Below are 18,274 nucleotides of genomic sequence, written 5' to 3' on the forward strand. Positions count from 1 at the left end.
AGAATGAAAAACAAAAGAATTCATGTATATAAAAAAACAAATGGTTTTACCCTCATAGAACTCATTATCGTCCTCGTGATCCTCGCTATCCTTGCAGCCTTTACGATCCCGGCCATGTTAGGCTTTGTCGGAAACTCAAAAGAAAAGCTGTGTGAATCAGCTAGGAGCGACTGCCTGCGTTATTATCAGACCCAGGCGACAGAAAAATTGCCAATAACCAGAGAAGAAGCGATTCCTATTTTAGCAAAGGCAATTCAAAACAGCTATGGTGATGCAACAATAGAAAATAATGTCGCTAAAGGTGTTTGTCCGGCAGGTGGAGAGTATAATCTGGCAGAATGTAGGTTTGAATTTGAAAACGGATATTATCGTTTGAAAGAAGTGCCATGTAGTGTGCATCATGATAAGAATTCATCACGGCCGAATTTGGATAAAACAAAAAGTTTGGCGGACAAGCTTTTGGAAGCATTAGGCCTTAAACCTAGTGAGCAGGAAAAATTTATTAGTGAATTTTATAAAGAAAATAATAACGCATTATTATCAGTTGATGAAATTGACTTAAAGGCAATTTTTGGAGAGGACTGGCAGGAAAAGCTTTATAAAAATCCTTCGGAACTATACTGGAGACCTCTTACTGTAGAAGTTGGTGGGAAACCAACCTATATTAATTTTGCGAATGATAAAAATGATGGGACCAAAGGAAATTGGGCGGCTTATATTGTAGAAGTGAATGGTGTATATTATCGTTCAACTCAAAAATCGTGGAATGGTCAAGCGGCAACAACTAGTGTTGCAGGCCCATCCGGTGGAACAAGATTTAACCATGAAGACGAATTGAATAAATGGTTGTTAGAAAAAGGTTTTGAAAAAGTAGAATAAGAAGTATTCTTTTTGATTTTTATCAAGTTTCCAAAAACAGGAGATACGTTCCTTTAGCATATCTCCTGTTTTTTATTCCTCGCTTTCCCCAAGTTCCGTATCTACTGGGTAGTCTTCTTTAATAGATTTGGCATTAGCACAGATGCGGCCAATGGCTGCGCGCTACAGGATCAATCCGCTTTTATATAAGGCAGTATTGGGTAAAAAGGATTCTGTTGTCACAAAACTGCATCTCGAAATCCCGAAAACACTGAAGCCTGCAGCGGTATCTTAAGCTCACACCAGCTGTGTGTTTTTCAGGGGGAGTATGGTTTGTAAAGGAGAAGCAATTGTGATAAAATGTAATAGAATATTATAGAAAGCACTGGCAGATAAAAGGGGGTTGCTTTTATGAAGGATCAGAAAAAAGTCAAACGAACGGGCAAGCGCATTGTCCTGGACGTTTTGTTTGCTGCTCTGATTGTTTTCCTGATTGCGGCCTCCTTTGTTGATTTTACCAAGCGCATCCGCTTATCGGTCCACGAAAATGCCGAGCAGACCCTGCGTGAGATGAACCAGGAGGGCGCTCTGCTTCTGGAAACACAGATTAAGCGGGATTTTGATTTTTTACACAGCCTGGCGGCCATTATGGTAGAGGACGGTTCTGTCGACCATCCGGAGATGATCATGCGCAACCTGGGCCTTGGCCGGGACAATTATTCCTTTGACCGGATGACCTTTATCCAGTCAAACGGTATGGCTTACACGTCCACGGGTGCCGAGCAGGACCTGAGCGGCCGTGAATACTTTAAGAAGGCCATGGGCGGCGAGGATGCGGTCTCGAATCTGCTGATTTCGAAGCATTCGGGAAAAGAGGGCTTTGCTGTGGCGGTGCCGGTTTACAAAGACGGCGCTGTGATCGGCGTGCTCTCAGGCTCGTACCTGACAGAAACCTTCAGCAATGTGGTGAACATGGAGGTCTTCGGCGGACAGAGCATGACCTATGTGGTGCAGCCGGACGGCAGCTATATTCTGCTGCCGGAGGGAGGCGCCATCGAGGTGCAGCAATGGTCAATGGACGGCGACTCCCAGGAGACGATCCGGGAGAAAATGCGCCGCGGCGAGCAGGGTTATGCCTCCTTTGGCAACGGGGATGAAACCTGGCGCTTCAGCTATGTGCCTACCACCATCAACGACTGGTACGTGGTGACCATGGTGCCGGACCGCGTGATCATGAAGCAGGCGGATTACATCAGCCAGATGGCGCTGATCCTCTGCGCTAAGATTGGCCTGGCACTGGCGCTTGTGGGTGTTTATGTCGCTGTGAACCACCGGAGAAATGAGCGCAGGGAACAAGAGCGTCAGGAGCTGTCCCGCATGGATAACGCACGCTACCGTGTGCTGCTTGAAAATATGGACGCCCTGTTTTTTGAATGGGATCTGGCAGGCAATACCCTGGCCTGCTCCCAGGGCTGGCAGGAGCAGCTGGGCTATACGCCGGGGCTCGATGCTATTGAGAACGGCGGCATTGTGGACGCGCCGGAATCGCTGTCCTTTACAGGCTTTCTGGAGAGTGTGCGGGGCGGGCTGAGCCACGGCGAGGAGGAATACCGCATGAAACGCGCGGACAACACGATTTTCTGGTGTCGTGTGCGCCTGACGGGCATTAAGGACCAGCAGGGCAATGTGCGCCGTATCATGGGGCTTATCGAGGATATTGATACCCGGAAAAAGCGGGAGGTCCAGCTCATGAACCAGGCCAGCCGGGATTCACTGACCAATCTTTACAATAAAAAGGCTACCGAGGAACAGATCACCTTTATTTTGAAAAATGAGCAGCGGGATACCTATTGCCACGGCTTTTTCCTTTTGGATATCGATGATTTTAAGGGCATCAACGATACCTACGGCCACGGTGTGGGCGACCAGGTGCTCCGGGACATTGCGGCCTGTCTACTGCGCCTGTTCAGGAGTTCGGACGTGGTGGGCCGTATCGGCGGCGACGAATTTGCCGTCTTTCTGAGAAACGCCGGCACCCGTGAGGCGATCCTGAAGCGGGCCAGGGAGCTGATCGCGGATTTCCGCCAGATTCCGGTGACTGGAGACCGGTATGTGAGCTGCAGCCTGGGCGTAGTGGTGGCTGAAAGCGGCGAAAAGGATTTTGAGCGTCTGTACAGCCACGCGGACGAGGCCATGTACGAGGCCAAGCGCAAGGGTAAAAACCAATACGCGGTCTATACAATGAAAAATTGAAAATTGAGAATGGAGAATGGAGAATTAAAGGAACAAAATGCAGTTGCATTTTGATGTGGATGACAGCCTATTGGCGTTATTTCACTCGTTTTTGCCAAAGGCTAAAACGTTCTTATAATTCTCCATTCTCAATTCTGCATTCTCCATTGAAAAAGAATTGGATTTGAACGGGCTAAAGTGCTACAATAGAGAATGAAACACGCATTATCGAAAAAACGGATAAACCGATGTGTGGTAAAGGAGAGACTTATGCAGTTTGAACGGAAACTCCAGCTCGCGACCGACTTGTATCAGATGAGTATGGGCAACGTTTATGTAGAGGACGGCAAACAGGACGAGATGGCTGTCTTTGATGTTTTTATCAGAAACAACCCCTTTAGCGGCGGCTACACTGTGGCCGCGGGTTTAGAGCAGGTCATAGAATATATCGAGGGGCTGGCCTTTGAAGAGGCGGATGTCCAGCTTCTCAAAAAAAACCACCCGGAATTTTCAGATAAGTTTATCGCTTATCTGCGCAATTTTAAATTTACCGGAGAGCTTTACGCTCTGCCGGAGGGGACGATTTTTTTCCCCTTTGAGCCCATTATCCGGGTCAAGGCGCCGCTGGTACAGGCTCAGCTGGTGGAGACGACGATTCTGAGCATCATCAACCACCAGACGCTGATCGCCACCAAGGCCTCCCGCATTGTGGAGGAAGCCCGGGGCGGCGCGGTCATGGAATTTGGCCTGCGGCGTGCCCATGGCACAGAGGCGGGTTATTTCGGTGCGCGCGCAGCCGTTATCGGGGGCTGTGTGGGCACCTCGGTGGTGGAAACCGAAGCCATGCTGGACCGCCCTTCCATGGGAACCATGTCTCACAGCTTTATCCTCAGCTATGACACAGAGCTGGAAGCTTTTGAGAAGTTTGTCAAATATAATCCGCAGAATGCCATCCTGCTGGTGGATACCTACAACACTCTGGAGCAAGGGGTGCCCAACGCCATCAAGGTTTTTAAAAAGGCGCTGGCAGAGGGCGGCATTACCGGAAAATACGGTATCCGCATCGATTCCGGCGACCTGGCTTACCTGACCGCGGAAGCCCGCAAGCTGCTGGATGAGGCGGGCCTTCAGGATGCGGCCATCTGCGCGTCCTCGGACCTTGACGAATACCTGATTAAGGATTTGAAGCTTCAGGGCGCTAAGATTGATTCGTGGGGTATTGGCACCAAGCTCATCACTGCCTATGATTGCCCGGCCCTCGGCGGGGTATATAAACTGGCAGAAATCGATGGCAAGCCCAAGCTCAAGGTGTCCAACGATCCCTGGAAAATCACGAATCCAGGCTATAAGAAAATTTACCGGATCTACGGAAAGAGCAACAACATGGCTCTGGCCGACCTGATGACCCTGGAATCTGAGACCATTGACGAAAGCCAGCCGCTCACTATCTTCCACCCCATGCACACCTGGAAAAAGCGCACCATTACGGATTATTACGTGAAAGAGCTGCTGGAACCGGTGTTTGTGGATGGGAAATGCGTGTATGAGAAACCGTCCATCCGCGAAATTCACGACAGGCTCGTGCAGGAAAAACAAACCCTGTGGCCTGCCTTCAAGCGCATGGTAAACCCTCATGTTTACCACGTAGACCTCTCCCAGCCGCTCTGGGACATGAAGCAGCAGCTGCTGAGCGAGGCAGAGTGAAAATAAAGGTATTTTTATGAAAACAGAACTTTTTAAGACAGACAGCCCCCTGCTGGGGGTGGTCCATTTGACCAAAGCCGGGGAACTGATCGCCAAGGGAGAGACGGTGGTCTTTCCCACAGAGACGGTGTACGGCCTGGGGGCCAACGCCCTGGATGAAAACGCCGTAAAAAAAATATTTGAAGCCAAGGGACGCCCAGCGGATAATCCGCTCATCGTGCACATCGCCGACCGGGCCGACCTTGAGAAGCTGGTGACCGAGGTGCCTGAAAAAGCCGGAAAGCTTATGGACGCCTTCTGGCCCGGCCCTCTCACGCTGATCATGCACAAGAGCAGCGGCGTGCCGGAGATCGTGACTGCCGGGCTGGACACGGTAGCGGTGCGCTTTCCCTCAAACCTCATTGCCCTGGGGCTGATCAAGTCGGCTGGCGTGCCCATCGCGGCGCCCAGCGCCAATATTTCGGGACGGCCAAGCCCCACGAAAAGTGAGCATGTGATCGAGGATATGATGGGCCGCGTTTCGGCCATTATTGTGTCGGAGGATACAGAGGTCGGCCTGGAATCGACGGTGGTGGACACCACGACTGAGCCGCCGACAGTGCTGCGGCCGGGCGGTGTGACCGTGGCGGACCTGGAATCCGTCATCGGCAGGGTGCAGGTATCGCCAAACGCCATCCGAAACGTGATCCCAGAAAAGGCCAAATCCCCGGGGATGAAGTACACCCACTATTCCCCCAAGGGTGATCTGGTCATTGTGAAGGGCACAGACGCTGAAAAGGTTGAGAAAATCAACCGCCATATCAAGAAGCACGAGGAAATGAAAATCGGCATTCTGGCAACGGATGAGACCATGGGCAATTACCATTCGGGCATTATCATCTCCCTGGGCAGCCGGGAGGACCCGGAGGAAATGAGCCACAACCTTTTCGCCAGACTCCGCACCTTTGACGACCTGGGTATTGAGAAAATCTACGCCGAGGACATCGAAGTCGGCAATGACACCCTGGCCCTTGCCAACCGGCTGTATAAGGCCGGAGGGTACCATTTTATATGAAATTAAAGCCAACCCGTATCGCCACGATACGGGTTGGTTTTGTCCCTATTACTTTTACAAAGTTTCTCTATCCTTACTATCGTTAAAATAAAGAAAGTATGATATAATAAACAAAAACGAATCGGAGGGAACTCAAATGAAATTAGCAATTGGATCGGATCACGGCGGGTTTGACCTGAAACAGGTTGTCATGGCATTGCTTCGTGAAGAAGGTGTTGACTATACAGACATGGGGCCTGAAACAGCGGAATCGGTGGATTATCCGGTATATGGGCAGAAGGTTGCCGAGGCGGTGGCCAGCGGCGAATATGACCGGGGTATTGCCATCTGCGGTACGGGCGTAGGCATCTCCATTGCGGTAAATAAGGTTCCCGGCATCCGCGGTTCGCTCTGCACCAACGAGTACATGGCTGAGATGACAAGACGCCACAACGACTCCAATGTGCTTGTGTTAGGCGGGCGTGTTCTGGGAGACGACCTGGCAAAGAACATTGTCAAGACCTGGCTGCACACTGAGTTTGAAGGTGGCCGCCACCAGCGCCGGATCGATATGATCAGTGATATTGAGAAAAAATACGATAAATAAAACCATAAGGCCTCTTAAAATACCTTTTCAGGATTTTGGGAGGCTTTTTCTATGCCTGTGAATCAGAATTTCTAATGGAAAACTAACGGTGTTTATGTTATAATTTGATATTAAGTATATCATTTATAAAGCACTAAATACTGCTGAAAAGAGCGGTGTTTATTTTTGAAGGAGAGTAAATTGATCATTAGTGTAATAGGCGCAGGGGTTCTGGGACTGGCGTACGCGGCTTCCTTTGCCCGCGGCGGCCATCAGGTTTACTGCACCGACATGGATGAAGAAATTGTCAATGCCGTGAAAGAAGGCGAATTTCCCGGCTATGAATCCGGACTGGAACGGGTGGTGGCTGAGGCTGAGGCCACCGACAATCTGGAGTTTACCGGCCATCTGCGCAAGGTTATCAAGGAGGCAGAGGTCATTTTCATTACCTGTGAGGTTCCTGAGGATGACGCGCACATGCCAAGCCTGCGGTTTGTAAAGGCCATTGCCCAGAGCATCGGCAGCCAGATGGAGGAGCCCAAGATTGTGGTGTTAAAATCCAGTGTGCCGCCGGGCTCGTCAGTGGTCATTGAGGAGACGATTCAGAAAGCCCTTGATGCGCGCGAGGTGGATATCCATTTTGACGTGGTGTCCTCCCCGTCCTTTGCCAAGGCCGGCAGCTTTTTGAAGGATATTGAGCGTCCGCGGTTTGTGGCCATCGGGGCGGATAATGAGGAAGCCCGCGAAAAGGTGCGGAACCTGTACCGTGAGACGGGCATTGTGATGAATAAAATCATTGACGCCTCCCCGGCAGAGGTGGAGATGGCCGATTATGCCATCAGCGGCCTGGTCGCGGTGAAGACCGCTTATATCAACGAGCTGGCCATGCTGTGTGAAAAGCTGGATATCGATGTGGACATGACCACCCGGATCATGGGCAAGGATTCCCGGATTTCACCCCAGCTCATGGACCCGGGGCCGGGCTACGGCGGCAGCATTCTGCCTAAGACGGCCCGCGCCATGGTGCGCATTGCCGAGGAAGCAGACGAAACCGCTGAGGTTCTGAAGGGCGCCATCACAGCCAACGAATGCCAGAAGCAGAAATGTGTGGCGAAAATTGAAAACATTATGGATGGCGTGGGCGGAAAAACCATTGGTATTCTGGGGCTGGCCCCGGATTTCGGCACAGATGACCTCCGGGAGGCACCGTCTTTGGACATTATAAGAGGCCTTGTGGAAAAGGAAGCCTGTCTGCGGATTTACAATCCCGACGGCTACCAGCAGGCAAAGTGGCGGCTGTTTAAGGAAAAGGACGCCATTACCTTCTGCGATGATATCTACGAGGCGGCTGAGGGCGCCGACGCGTTGGTGGTGCTGACCAAATGGCCAAACACCCGGGCCACGGACGAAAACCTGCTGAAGGAAAAAATGAAGGGTGAGATACTCATTGATTTGCAGAACCTTTTTGTGAAGCGCAAGGAGGTTAAGCAGCTCTTTAAATACTATGGATTAGGGATGCATTAAGCATCAGAGGAGGAATTATGAAAGTAAAAAAAGCGGTCATTCCGGCTGCGGGCCTGGGCACCCGTTTTCTGCCTGTCACCAAATCCGTGCCAAAGGAAATGCTGCCCATTGTGGATAAGCCGACAATTCAGTATATTATTGAGGAGATTGTGGATTCTGGCATCGATGAAGTGTTGATTATCACAGGCAGAAACAAGGACATCATTACCAACCATTTCGACAACGTGCCCGAGCTTGAGTTTAACCTGCAGATGAAGGGTAAAACCGAGGAACTCAAGATGATTGAGGACATTACCAATATGGCCCATATCTTTACGGTGCGCCAGAAGGAGGCCAAGGGACTGGGCCACGCAGTGCTCTGCGCCAAAGAATTTGTGGGTGACGAGCCCTTTGCCGTTGTGCTGGGGGACGATATTGTATACAACCCGGAAAAGCCTGCCTTAAAACAGATGATCGAGGTCTTTGACGAGTACCAGGCCTCTGTGATCGGCGTGCAGACTGTGCCGGACGACCAGGTGGATAAATATGGCATTGTCTCTGGCAGGCCTGTGACCGGGGACATCTTTGAGGTGGACGATATGGTTGAAAAACCGGCCATCGGCACCGCGCCCTCCAATTTGGCGATCCTGGGCCGCTACATCATCACCCCGGCCATCTTCGATATTCTGGAAAATACCGGAAAGGGCGCTGGCGGCGAAATCCAGCTGACTGACGGTCTGAAAACCCTGGGCGAAAAGCAGCGCATACTGGCCTATGACTTTAAGGGCCGCCGCTACGATGTGGGTGACAAGCTGGGCTTTCTGGAAGCCACGGTTGAGTACGGCCTGCGCACACCGGGGCTTGAGGAACGCTTTATGAAGTATTTAAAAAGTTACTTTGACGATCAAAAGTAGAAACTTAATGGAATGGAGAATTGCGAATGGGGAATGGAGAATTATCGGGCCAATTTTGTCTTTGACAAAATTGATTTAAATCAAAAGGGCTTTGCCGTTTTGTTCCTGTAATTCTCAATTCTCCATTCTGCATTCTCCATTTTTTTAGTCTGTTTTGTAAAAATTTATTTTTTATTTGAGCAGACAGTGAATTTCGGGTATAATAAGACCATGTAACCGAAATCAATCAATCGAAATCATATAAGGAGGAACACAATGGGCTACAAAGAAGTATATCAATTATGGAAAGATTATCCGGAGCTGAACGCGGATTTACGCGCCGAGCTTGAAGCAATGACTGACGAGGGTGAAATCGAGGACCGTTTTTATCAGGACCTGGAGTTTGGCACTGGCGGGATGCGCGGCAAGATCGGCGCAGGCATTAACCGGATGAACGTTTATATTGTGGCAAAGGCGACCTATGGACTGGGAAAATACCTGCTGGCGACAGACCCTAAGAATGCTGAAAAGGGTGTCGCCATCGCCTTTGACTCCAGAAATAAATCGGCTGAATTCGCTCAGACCGCCGCGCGTGTGCTGGCGGCCATGGGTGTTCAGGCCTACCTGTTTGAGAGCCTGAGACCGACGCCGGTGCTGTCCTTCACAGTGCGCCATGTGGGCGCTGCGGGCGGGATCGTCATCACCGCTTCTCACAATCCAAAGGAGTATAACGGCTATAAGGTCTATGGCCCCGACGGCGGCCAGATGGTTTCTCCGGCAGCTGACGAACTGGTGGCTGAAATTGAAAAAATCGACAATTATTTTGATATTCCACTGGCCAATATGCAGACCGCTGTGGAAGACGGCATGATCCAGATCATCGGAAAAGAAGTGGACGACGCTTACGCCGCTGCGGTCGAAAATGTGGTAAAGGCCAACCCGGGCAGTGACTTAAAGGTGATCTACACCCCCATCCACGGCAGCGGCAATGTGCCGGTGCGCCGTGTGCTGGACGACCTGGGCTATAAGAATGTGACCGTGGTGGCAGAGCAGGAACAGCCGGACGGCAATTTCCCGACGGTTTCTTACCCGAATCCGGAGGAACGGTCGGTGTTTAACATTGCCATGGAAATGCCAGAAGCCAGCGATGTGGATATCATTATCGGCACCGACCCGGACTGCGACCGTGTGGGCGTGGTCGGACGCAACGCCGAGGGTGAATTTGTGGTCTTTACGGGTAACCAGACCGGCGCGCTGCTGGTGGACTACTTCCTCAAGACCCGCACCGGGTTGCCGGACAACAAGGTGGTCATCAAGACCATTGTCACCAGTGAGCTGGGCGGCATTGTGGCCAAAGCGAACGGGGCTGAGGTGGTGGATGTGCTCACCGGCTTTAAATACATCGGCGAACACATGACCGAATATGAGAAGACTGGCGAAAAGAGCTTTGCCTTTGGCTATGAAGAAAGCTATGGCTACCTGGCAGGCAACTACGCCCGCGATAAGGACGCGGTACTGGCTTCCGCGCTGGTCTGTGAGATGGCCGATTACTATAAGAAACAGGGCATGACCCTGTACGACGCTCTGGAAGGGCTGTATCAGAAATTCGGCTATTTTATCGAGGGTATCCAGTCCATGACGCTGGAGGGCATCGAGGGCAAGAAGCAGATTGCAAACATCATGGAAAAATTCCGCGCCAACCATTTTGACGCCTTTGCGGACGAAAAGCTGGTGATCTACAACGACTACCAGTCTAAAGAAAGCCTGGATCTGGCCAGTGGGGAGAAATCCGCCATCGACCTGCCTAAATCCAACGTGCTCAAATTTGTCTTTAATGAAAATTCCTGGTATGCCCTGAGACCTTCGGGCACTGAGCCGAAGCTGAAGGTTTACTACTCGGTCACGGGCAAGAGCCGTGAGCGGGCAGAGGAAAAAATGGAAATTCTGAAAAAAGCTGTGAATGAAATCATTGAGGCTTAAGGCCTGGGTGAGTACAAAGTTTGAGGATAAAACGAGCTGAGAAATCCCGAAAAGACTGTTTTCGGGATTTTGGGAGGCTCTTTACAAGAGAGGAGTAAAAAATGAAGTATGAAATTATCGGCGATACCCTGCCAGTCGTAGAGCTTGAGCTGGACCGGGGCGAGCAGATCTATACCGAATCCGGCGGCATGTCCTGGATGGACCCCTGCTTTGACATGGAAACCACCACCAGAGGCGGAGCTTTAAAGGCTATCAAGCGAAGCTTCAGCGGCAACTCGCTTTTTCTGACCACCTACACCTGTACGGGCGACAAGGGAAAGATCGCCTTTGCGTCGTCCTTCCCGGGCAATATCCGGGCAGTGCGCCTGGAGGCGGGACAGTCCATTATCTGTGCCAAGACGGCGTTTCTGGCGGCTGAGGAATCTGTGGATTTTTCCATTTTCTTTAAGAAGAGTGTCAAGACTGGCGTTTTTGGCGGCGCGGGCTTCATTCTCCAGAAGCTCACAGGGCCCGGACTGGTTTTCCTTGAGCTCAATGGCAGCACCATCGAGTACAACCTTGAGGAAGGGCAGACCATCAACGTGGATCAGGGGCACATCGCTGTGTTCCAGGAAAAGGTGCATTTTGACGTCACCCAGGTAAAGGGCGCTAAAAACATTTTGTTCAGCGGCGAGGGCCTGTTCTTCGCAACACTGACCGGCCCTGGCAGGGTCGTGCTCCAGAGTATGCCGGTAGATAAGCTGGCCAAGGCCCTGATCCCCTATATGCCAACCAGCACCAGCAGCTAGAGGAATCCGATAGAATTTTTACGAAAGATGCAGAGTGCTCGGCAGATTTGTACCTGAACTTTCCACTATCAACTTTCAACTGAGTAAGTCCTATCTTTAACCCTTCGCCGCTTTGTGATAATATTTGTTTAAACTTTGAGAATCCATCCCTTTGCGGGGGTGGATTCTTTTGTTTTTATCCGGCCAGTGTGGTAAAATGAAGTAAATGAAGGAAAGGAAAAGTGTGCGGAAATGAGAGGAATGGTTGTTATCGGAACAGGCCTTGCCGGCCGGGTGATCGCCGAGGCCCTGAGCGGGCCGGATTATAGCCTGACAGGTTTTTTGTATACTGGTGACACGCCGCCGGAGGATTTTCCCTATCCGGTACTGGGAAGCTTTGAGGAGGCGGAACGCTTTAGCGGACGAGGCCGGGGCTTTATCGTGGCAGCAGACAGCCTGAGGAATCGCGAGGCTGTGGTCAGGGCTTTTCCGGAGCTCTGCTACCAGGCGGTCATCCATCCGGCGGCCTATGTGGCAGCGGACGCGGTGGTGGAGCCCGGCGCCTATATCGGAGCCGGCGCCATTGTGGGGGCTGGCGCGTCGATCGGCACCCACACCGTCATCGGGGAGGGCAGTATCGTTGGGGCCATGAGCCGGATCGAGCCCTACTGTGAGCTGCTGGCCCGGGTCAATATCGGACGTGAGGTTACGGTGAAGGACCACACCTTTATCGGCCACAGTGCCACCCTTAAAGACAGCATTACCATTGCCGCGGGCACGGTGATTCAAACCGGTGAGATTGTGGTAAAAGATATGGTGATGAAAATGGTCTACAAACGTGGGGCTTGGATTTATAAGGAGAATGGGCCGGGGGAGCGGTAGAGGAAAGCTGAGAGACTGAGGCGAGACATCAGGGAGAGGGTTTTCAACTTTCCACCCAGCGAAATTGTGGATGGTATTATGAAAAAAACAAAAGAAAAAAAGGCAGTTAAGCTCGTCATCAGTGCCTGTCTCGCCGGTGTTCCTTGCCGGTATGACGGACGGGATAACCTGGTGCCGGAGCTTAAAGCGCTGGTGGAGGACGGAAAAGCAGTGACCATTTGCCCGGAATGCCTGGGCGGGCTGGAAATTCCCCGAAAACCCTGTGAAATTAGGGTAGTCAAAGGGGAAAGGAAAGTGTATAATGTAAAAAATGAAGATTTAACGAACGCCTTTGAAAAAGGGGCACAAAAAGCGTTATCCCTTGCCAGGAAGGCGGGCGCGCGGCTGGCGGTGCTCAAGGCAAAGAGCCCTTCCTGCGGGTGCGGCTGCGTCTATGACGGCAGTTTCCATAAAAAACTGGTGCCTGGAAACGGCATAACAGCGGAGCTTTTCCTGCAAAATGGCCTGTCAGTCATGACAGAGCAGGCGTGGCTCACGCAAAAATTTAAGGAGGAATCCATTATGGAGAAAAAAATTAATTTAGGCATTGTATTTGGTGGACAGTCTGGTGAACATGAGGTGTCACGCGCCTCAGCCTGCAATGTCATTGAAGTGATTGACAAAGAAAAATATGATATTACCCTGATCGGCATCACCAAAGACGGTGACTGGAAGGTCTACACCGGGGACTATAAAAATATTAAAGACGGCTCCTGGGAGCAGGATACGGACAAAATCCACGCCGATTTTTCCATTTTCCACGATCCCATTATCCAGGATGTGGATGTGTTCTTCCCGGTACTTCACGGACCCATGGGCGAGGACGGCACCATTCAGGGCCTTTTTGAGCTGATGAACAAGCCCTATGTGGGCTGCGGCGTGCTGGCTTCTGCTGCCGGCATGGACAAGGTGGCTTCCAAAATGCTCTTCGAGAGCGCTGGTATCCCGGTCGGTCCGTATGTTTACTTCAAACGCAAGGACTGGGAAAAAGACCCGGACAGCATCATCGACGACATCGCCGGCCGTGGCTTCCCGGTATTTATAAAGCCCTCCAACATGGGCTCCAGCGTGGGCATCAGTAAGGCGCATAATAAGGAAGAGTTTGCCGACGGCGTCAACGAGGCACTCCGCTACGACAATAAAATCGTGGTCGAAGGCTTCCTGAACGCCCGCGAAATTGAATGCGCGGTTCTGGAAGAAAACGGCGAGATCAAAGCTGCGATCCCCGGTGAAGTGGTGGCCTCCAAGGAATTTTATGATTATGAAGCGAAATACAGCGATGACCAGGACTCAAAAATCGTGATCCCAGCACAGATCAGCGACGCTCTGCTCGAGAAAATCCGCGAATACGCCATCAAGGCCTTTGAGGTCATTGACGGCAGCAGCCTCAGCCGTGTGGATTTCTTTGTGACCCGCGCCACCTACAATATTTATATCAATGAAATCAACACCATGCCAGGCTTTACCAATATCAGCATGTACCCGAAAATGTGGGAAAATATGGGCATTTCTTACGCTGAGCTGGTTGAAAAACTGATCCAGGGTGCTTCTGTTAAGCGTGTCAACAACTAAATCACAGATTATTTAAGAAAGTCCTTGAAAAATAAAGCCATAAATGATTTAATAGAGACACTAAAGTTAAAAGTGTACAAAGCGTGAAGCAAGGCGCCTCCGGGCGGCAGCTTCCTGCTGTGCAGCAGCCTGAAAAGTTTATAACGATTCGGAGGTGATTGTTGTGACAGATGATGAAAGAAAAAAAGTATGGCTTTCGATTACTGGAATCGTGAGCGACCAGCACCGTAATGAGGATAAGATGGAGTTTTCAACCGAAGGCGATATGTATAAGGAAAAAAACATCTCTTGTCTGACCTATAAAGAATCTGAGGTCTCCGGCATGGAGGGCACCACCACCACGGTAAAGGTGGAGGGCGGTAAAATCTCTGTGATCCGTCTGGGCTCAGTAAACTCCCTCATGGAATTTGAAGAAGGCAAACGCAATGTGACGCTCTATTCCACTCCCTACGGCGACATTGCCATGGGCATCTTTACCAAGGGCGTGAACGTCGCCTACAACGACCGGAAGGACCCGGTCAATGTCAAGGTCGACTACGCCATCGAGGTTGAGGGCATGACCAACACGGAAAATACGCTGGACATTCGCATCAGTAATTATAAAAACTAAGAAAAAAGGGCGAACGATGTTCGCCCTTTCTAATGGAGAATTGAAAATGGAGAATGGAAAATTATTGGAACAAAATGCTGCGCATTTTGAATTGGATAGCGGCCGTAGGCCGCAGTTTTAATCGCTTTTTCGGCAGAAAAAGGGTTCGTCAATTTTCCATTCTCAATTCTCCATTTTCAATTGAAACATTTTGGAGGATATTATGTATATCAGAGAAAAAATTGAAAACCAGATAAAAGGGCTTATCGCGGGATCGGTGGACGCGGCCATGGAAGCCGGCGACTTTTCCGTCGAGGCGTTGCCAGAGATCTATCTGGAGGTGCCCCGTGAGCGTGAGCACGGCGACTACGCCACCAACATTGCCATGCAGCTGCCAAAGCAGGCCCACAAGGCACCGCGTGTGATCGCTGAGAGCATCGTGCGCCATATGGATATTGACAATTCCTACGTGGAGGCGGTTGAGATCGCCGGACCGGGCTTTATTAACTTCAAGCTTAAGGCGGACTGGGTGTATGAGGTGCTGCTGGAAATTGAAGCCATGCAGGAAAACTACGGCAAAACCGAGGGCAATGCCGGCAAAAAGTACAACCTTGAGTTCATATCCGCCAACCCGACAGGCCCAATGCACATGGGCAACGCCAGGGGCGGCGCTATCGGAGATATCCTGGCCGCCATCGCGGAGTGGACGGGCTATGACGTGACCCGTGAGTTTTATGTCAACGACGCCGGCAACCAGATCGCCAAGTTCGGGGATTCTCTGGACGCGCGTTTCCGCCAGCTTATGGGTGAGGATATTCCTTTCCCGGAGGACGGCTATCAGGGCAACGATATCCGGGTGCACATGGAGGAATTCATCGACCAGGAGGGCGGCGCACAAGCCTGCAAAAAATATCTGGCCATGGACGAGGCTGAGCGCAAGGGCGTTTTTGTCGACTATGCCCTTGAAAAGAACCTGAACAAAATGCACGCCGACCTTGAAAAATACGGCATTCATTATGACATCTGGTTTTCAGAGCAGAGCCTTTACGATGGGGGAGCCATCGAGTCTGCCCTGAAAATCTTACAGGACAGCGGCGCGGTCTATGAAAAGGAAGGCGCCCTGTGGTTTACCACCAGTGAGTTCGGCTGTGAGAAGGACGATGTCTTGGTGCGCCAGAATGGCCTGCCCACCTATTTCATGGGGGACATCGCTTATCACCTGAATAAATTTAAGACCCGCGGCTTTGACCGCTGCGTCAATGTCTGGGGGGCGGACCACCACGGCCACATCGCCCGTTTAAAAGCGGCCATGCAGGCTGCCGGCGTGAACCCGGATCATCTGGAAATTGTCATCATGCAGCTGGTGCGCCTCATGCGCGATGGCGAAATCGCCCGCATGTCCAAGCGTAAGGGCGAGATGATCACCCTGACGGACCTCATCGAGGAGGTTGGCCGCGACGCTGCCCGCTTCCTGTTTAACATGCGCTCACCGGACAGCCATCTGGATTTTGACCTGGATCTGGCCATCGAGCAGTCCAATGAGAACCCGGTGTTCTATGTTCAGTACGCCCATGCCCGCATCTGCAGCATCCTGCGCCAGATGGCAGAGGACAAAGACGCTGAAGGGCCGGCTAACCTGACCCTGCTCAGGGAAAAGGAAGAGCTTACCCTGCTGAATATGCTGTCGACCCTGCCCAATGAGATCATCGTGGCTGAGGAAAAGATGGACCCGAGCCGGATCACCCATTACGCCATGGATCTGGCCGCTGCGTTCCACAGCTTTTACAACGCCTGCCGCGTGCGCGTGGAGGATACCGGGCTCATGAGAGCCCGCCTGGCCCTGATCAAGGGAACCAAGCAGGTGCTGGCCAATGTCCTGGGGATTCTGGGCATTGACGCGCCGGAAAGAATGTAATGGCAACACAGTTTGACCGAACGGCCCTTGTCCTTGGTGACGAGGGCCTTAATCAGTTACAGCGCGCCCGGGTGATCCTGTTTGGCGTGGGCGGCGTGGGGTCCTTTACCGCTGAGGCGCTCATCCGGGCAGGTGTGGGCAGCCTGACCCTGGTGGACAAGGACGTGGTGGACATCACCAATCTCAACCGTCAGCTCATCGCCCTGCATTCGACCGTCGGCCGTGTTAAGGTGGAGGTGGCCGCGGAGCGGCTGAGGGACATTAACCCGGCGGCAGAGATCATCCCGCTGCACCAGTGCTTTTTGCCGGAGAACGCCGGGGATTTTGAGCTGGAAACCTATGATTACGTCATCGACGCCATCGACATGGTCACCGCCAAGCTGGCCCTGATCTGCGCGTGTCAGAAAAAGGGGATTCCCATTCTTTCAAGCATGGGTACCGGCAACAAGCTGGACCCCTCTTGTTTTGAGATCACCGACATTTACAAAACCTCGGTCTGCCCCCTGGCAAAGGTCATGCGCCGGGAGCTGAAGGCCCGGGGCGTCAGAAAGCTGAAAGTGCTCTACTCAAAGGAAGTGCCAGCGCTTAAATGCACCCCGCCGGGCAGCGTGAGCTTTGTGCCCTCAGTGGCCGGGCTGATGATCGCCGGGGAGTGTGTTCGGGATATTGTAGCGGGGTAGATGAAACTTTAGGGTGATGCGGTAAAGCAAAAGCAAGAAGCTGTCTTAATGGAAAATTGAAAATGGAGAATGGAGAATTACAGGAACAAAATGCTACGCATTTTGATTGGAATTGCGGCCGTAGGCCGCTGTCTTAATCGCTTTTGCACCGGCAAAAGGGTTCGACAATTTTCCATTTTCCATTCTCCATTCTGCATTAACAGACATCTCTTTAACGCTCTGTCTGTTCATGGTAACATTTGTCTACACTCTGAACCCGTATCGTTGCGATACGGGTTGTTTTTTAGGTGCGGTGTGAAACGCGACGTACTTTGACGTCAATTTTCACACACCACGCCCATTTTCGCATTTGTTCTTTTCCATTCTTATTTATTAATTATTCATTAATTCGTATTGGCGGCGGTGAAGGTTTTTCCGATTTATGGTATAATAGAGCCATAAAAGTCCCGGTGGGACAACAGAATGGAGGCGTGAAATGGCAAAGAGCAGTAAGGTTGATGCTTATTTATTTTGCATGAACTGTGATAAGGAAACCGAGCATGAGATTGATTATCTGGACGGACAGATCCATAAGATAACCTGTAAGAACTGTGGAATCGGTATTCAGATTAATCAGGAATATGTCAAAGAGCACTACAAAGATGATTTTATTTCCCGGGTAATGTCGAAGCCGAAGCGGATGACGAGGGAAATGGAGGCAGACCTTAACGGCTTCTTGCGTTCACTGCCTTACCGTGTGATTACCAAGCCTTACCGGGTATATAAAGAATTCTCGGAGGAGGATGAAATCCGCTGAGTGATCGACGGGAATGCCTTTAATTTTGTAAAAATTGTCAACAGCTAAACCCGCTGTTATCGGATAGATGTCGATACTATTTTTACTTAATTAAACATAATGAACACATTCTTGAATTTTCGGAAAAACCGTAAATTTGCATAGGATTACATGAATTTTTGTTCAGGGATTCTCTATGCAAATCTTTTAGAATATGATAAGATTCAGCTATCGGGAGCACTGCTTTTTCAGGGTGAAAGGGCAGG

General features: G+C 51.1%; 15 protein-coding genes and 1 pseudogene. All 16 read left to right on the forward strand.

The features are described from left to right. Positions 1–3 precede the first annotated feature (3 nt). The 16 genes and pseudogenes from DW091_RS01160 to DW091_RS01230 all read left to right on the forward strand — a co-directional run bounded on the left by DW091_RS01160 (position 4) and on the right by DW091_RS01230 (position 18,029). Positions 4–879 carry a type II secretion system protein gene (locus DW091_RS01160; RefSeq protein WP_118517202.1) on the forward strand — a complete coding sequence of 292 codons (876 nt, stop codon included), beginning with the start codon at positions 4–6 and terminating at the stop codon, positions 877–879. A gap of 390 nt (positions 880–1,269) precedes the next feature. Then, positions 1,270–3,111 (forward strand): diguanylate cyclase, encoded by a 1,842-nt coding sequence (locus tag DW091_RS01165; RefSeq protein WP_118517203.1) that lies wholly within the window; start codon positions 1,270–1,272, stop codon positions 3,109–3,111. Between the two features lie 249 nt (positions 3,112–3,360). Further along, positions 3,361–4,794, forward strand: a complete 1,434-nt coding sequence (locus tag DW091_RS01170; RefSeq protein WP_118517204.1) for a nicotinate phosphoribosyltransferase — start codon at positions 3,361–3,363, stop codon at positions 4,792–4,794. A gap of 16 nt (positions 4,795–4,810) precedes the next feature. Beyond that, the gene (locus tag DW091_RS01175) at positions 4,811–5,848 is read left to right on the forward strand and encodes an L-threonylcarbamoyladenylate synthase (RefSeq protein WP_118517205.1); all 1,038 of its coding nucleotides are present in this window, start codon (positions 4,811–4,813) and stop codon (positions 5,846–5,848) included. Between the two features lie 136 nt (positions 5,849–5,984). Beyond that, positions 5,985–6,434 carry a ribose 5-phosphate isomerase B gene (gene rpiB / locus DW091_RS01180; protein WP_058693349.1) on the forward strand — a complete coding sequence of 150 codons (450 nt, stop codon included), beginning with the start codon at positions 5,985–5,987 and terminating at the stop codon, positions 6,432–6,434. A 180-nt stretch (positions 6,435–6,614) separates the two neighbouring features. Next, positions 6,615–7,937: a nucleotide sugar dehydrogenase gene (locus DW091_RS01185; protein ID WP_158577800.1), complete on the forward strand. Its 1,323-nt coding sequence runs from the start codon at positions 6,615–6,617 to the stop codon at positions 7,935–7,937. A gap of 17 nt (positions 7,938–7,954) precedes the next feature. Continuing rightward, entirely contained in the window at positions 7,955–8,830 is an 876-nt protein-coding gene (gene galU / locus DW091_RS01190; protein WP_058693351.1) for a UTP--glucose-1-phosphate uridylyltransferase GalU, read from the forward strand. Positions 8,831–9,085: 255 nt separating this feature from the next. Further along, entirely contained in the window at positions 9,086–10,789 is a 1,704-nt protein-coding gene (locus DW091_RS01195; protein WP_118517207.1) for a phospho-sugar mutase, read from the forward strand. Between the two features lie 101 nt (positions 10,790–10,890). Continuing rightward, the gene (locus tag DW091_RS01200; RefSeq protein WP_058693353.1) at positions 10,891–11,577 is read left to right on the forward strand and encodes a TIGR00266 family protein; all 687 of its coding nucleotides are present in this window, start codon (positions 10,891–10,893) and stop codon (positions 11,575–11,577) included. A gap of 231 nt (positions 11,578–11,808) precedes the next feature. Next, positions 11,809–12,438, forward strand: a complete 630-nt coding sequence (locus tag DW091_RS01205) for a hypothetical protein (RefSeq protein WP_118517208.1) — start codon at positions 11,809–11,811, stop codon at positions 12,436–12,438. Between the two features lie 78 nt (positions 12,439–12,516). Further along, a pseudogene (locus DW091_RS20435) lies at positions 12,517–12,951 on the forward strand (DUF523 domain-containing protein); the annotation flags it as partial. A 48-nt stretch (positions 12,952–12,999) separates the two neighbouring features. After that, entirely contained in the window at positions 13,000–14,049 is a 1,050-nt protein-coding gene (locus DW091_RS01210; RefSeq protein ID WP_058696326.1) for a D-alanine--D-alanine ligase family protein, read from the forward strand. Between the two features lie 163 nt (positions 14,050–14,212). Beyond that, complete coding sequence (locus DW091_RS01215; protein WP_058693355.1) at positions 14,213–14,659, forward strand: DUF1934 domain-containing protein; 447 nt, start codon at positions 14,213–14,215, stop codon at positions 14,657–14,659. A 199-nt stretch (positions 14,660–14,858) separates the two neighbouring features. Beyond that, the gene (gene argS / locus DW091_RS01220; protein WP_118517280.1) at positions 14,859–16,553 is read left to right on the forward strand and encodes an arginine--tRNA ligase; all 1,695 of its coding nucleotides are present in this window, start codon (positions 14,859–14,861) and stop codon (positions 16,551–16,553) included. Beyond that, on the forward strand, positions 16,553–17,233 hold the full coding sequence (locus DW091_RS01225; protein WP_118517210.1) for a tRNA threonylcarbamoyladenosine dehydratase: 681 nt from the start codon (positions 16,553–16,555) through the stop codon (positions 17,231–17,233). The genes argS and DW091_RS01225 overlap by 1 nt, the downstream gene beginning before the upstream one ends. A 475-nt stretch (positions 17,234–17,708) precedes the next feature. Further along, positions 17,709–18,029 carry a bh protein gene (locus DW091_RS01230; RefSeq protein WP_074618039.1) on the forward strand — a complete coding sequence of 107 codons (321 nt, stop codon included), beginning with the start codon at positions 17,709–17,711 and terminating at the stop codon, positions 18,027–18,029. The last annotated feature ends 245 nt before the right edge of the window (positions 18,030–18,274 follow it).

The sequence above is a fragment of the Eubacterium sp. AM05-23 genome, from assembly GCF_003477535.1.
GTDB classification, from domain to species: Bacteria; Bacillota; Clostridia; order Eubacteriales; family Eubacteriaceae; genus Eubacterium; species Eubacterium maltosivorans.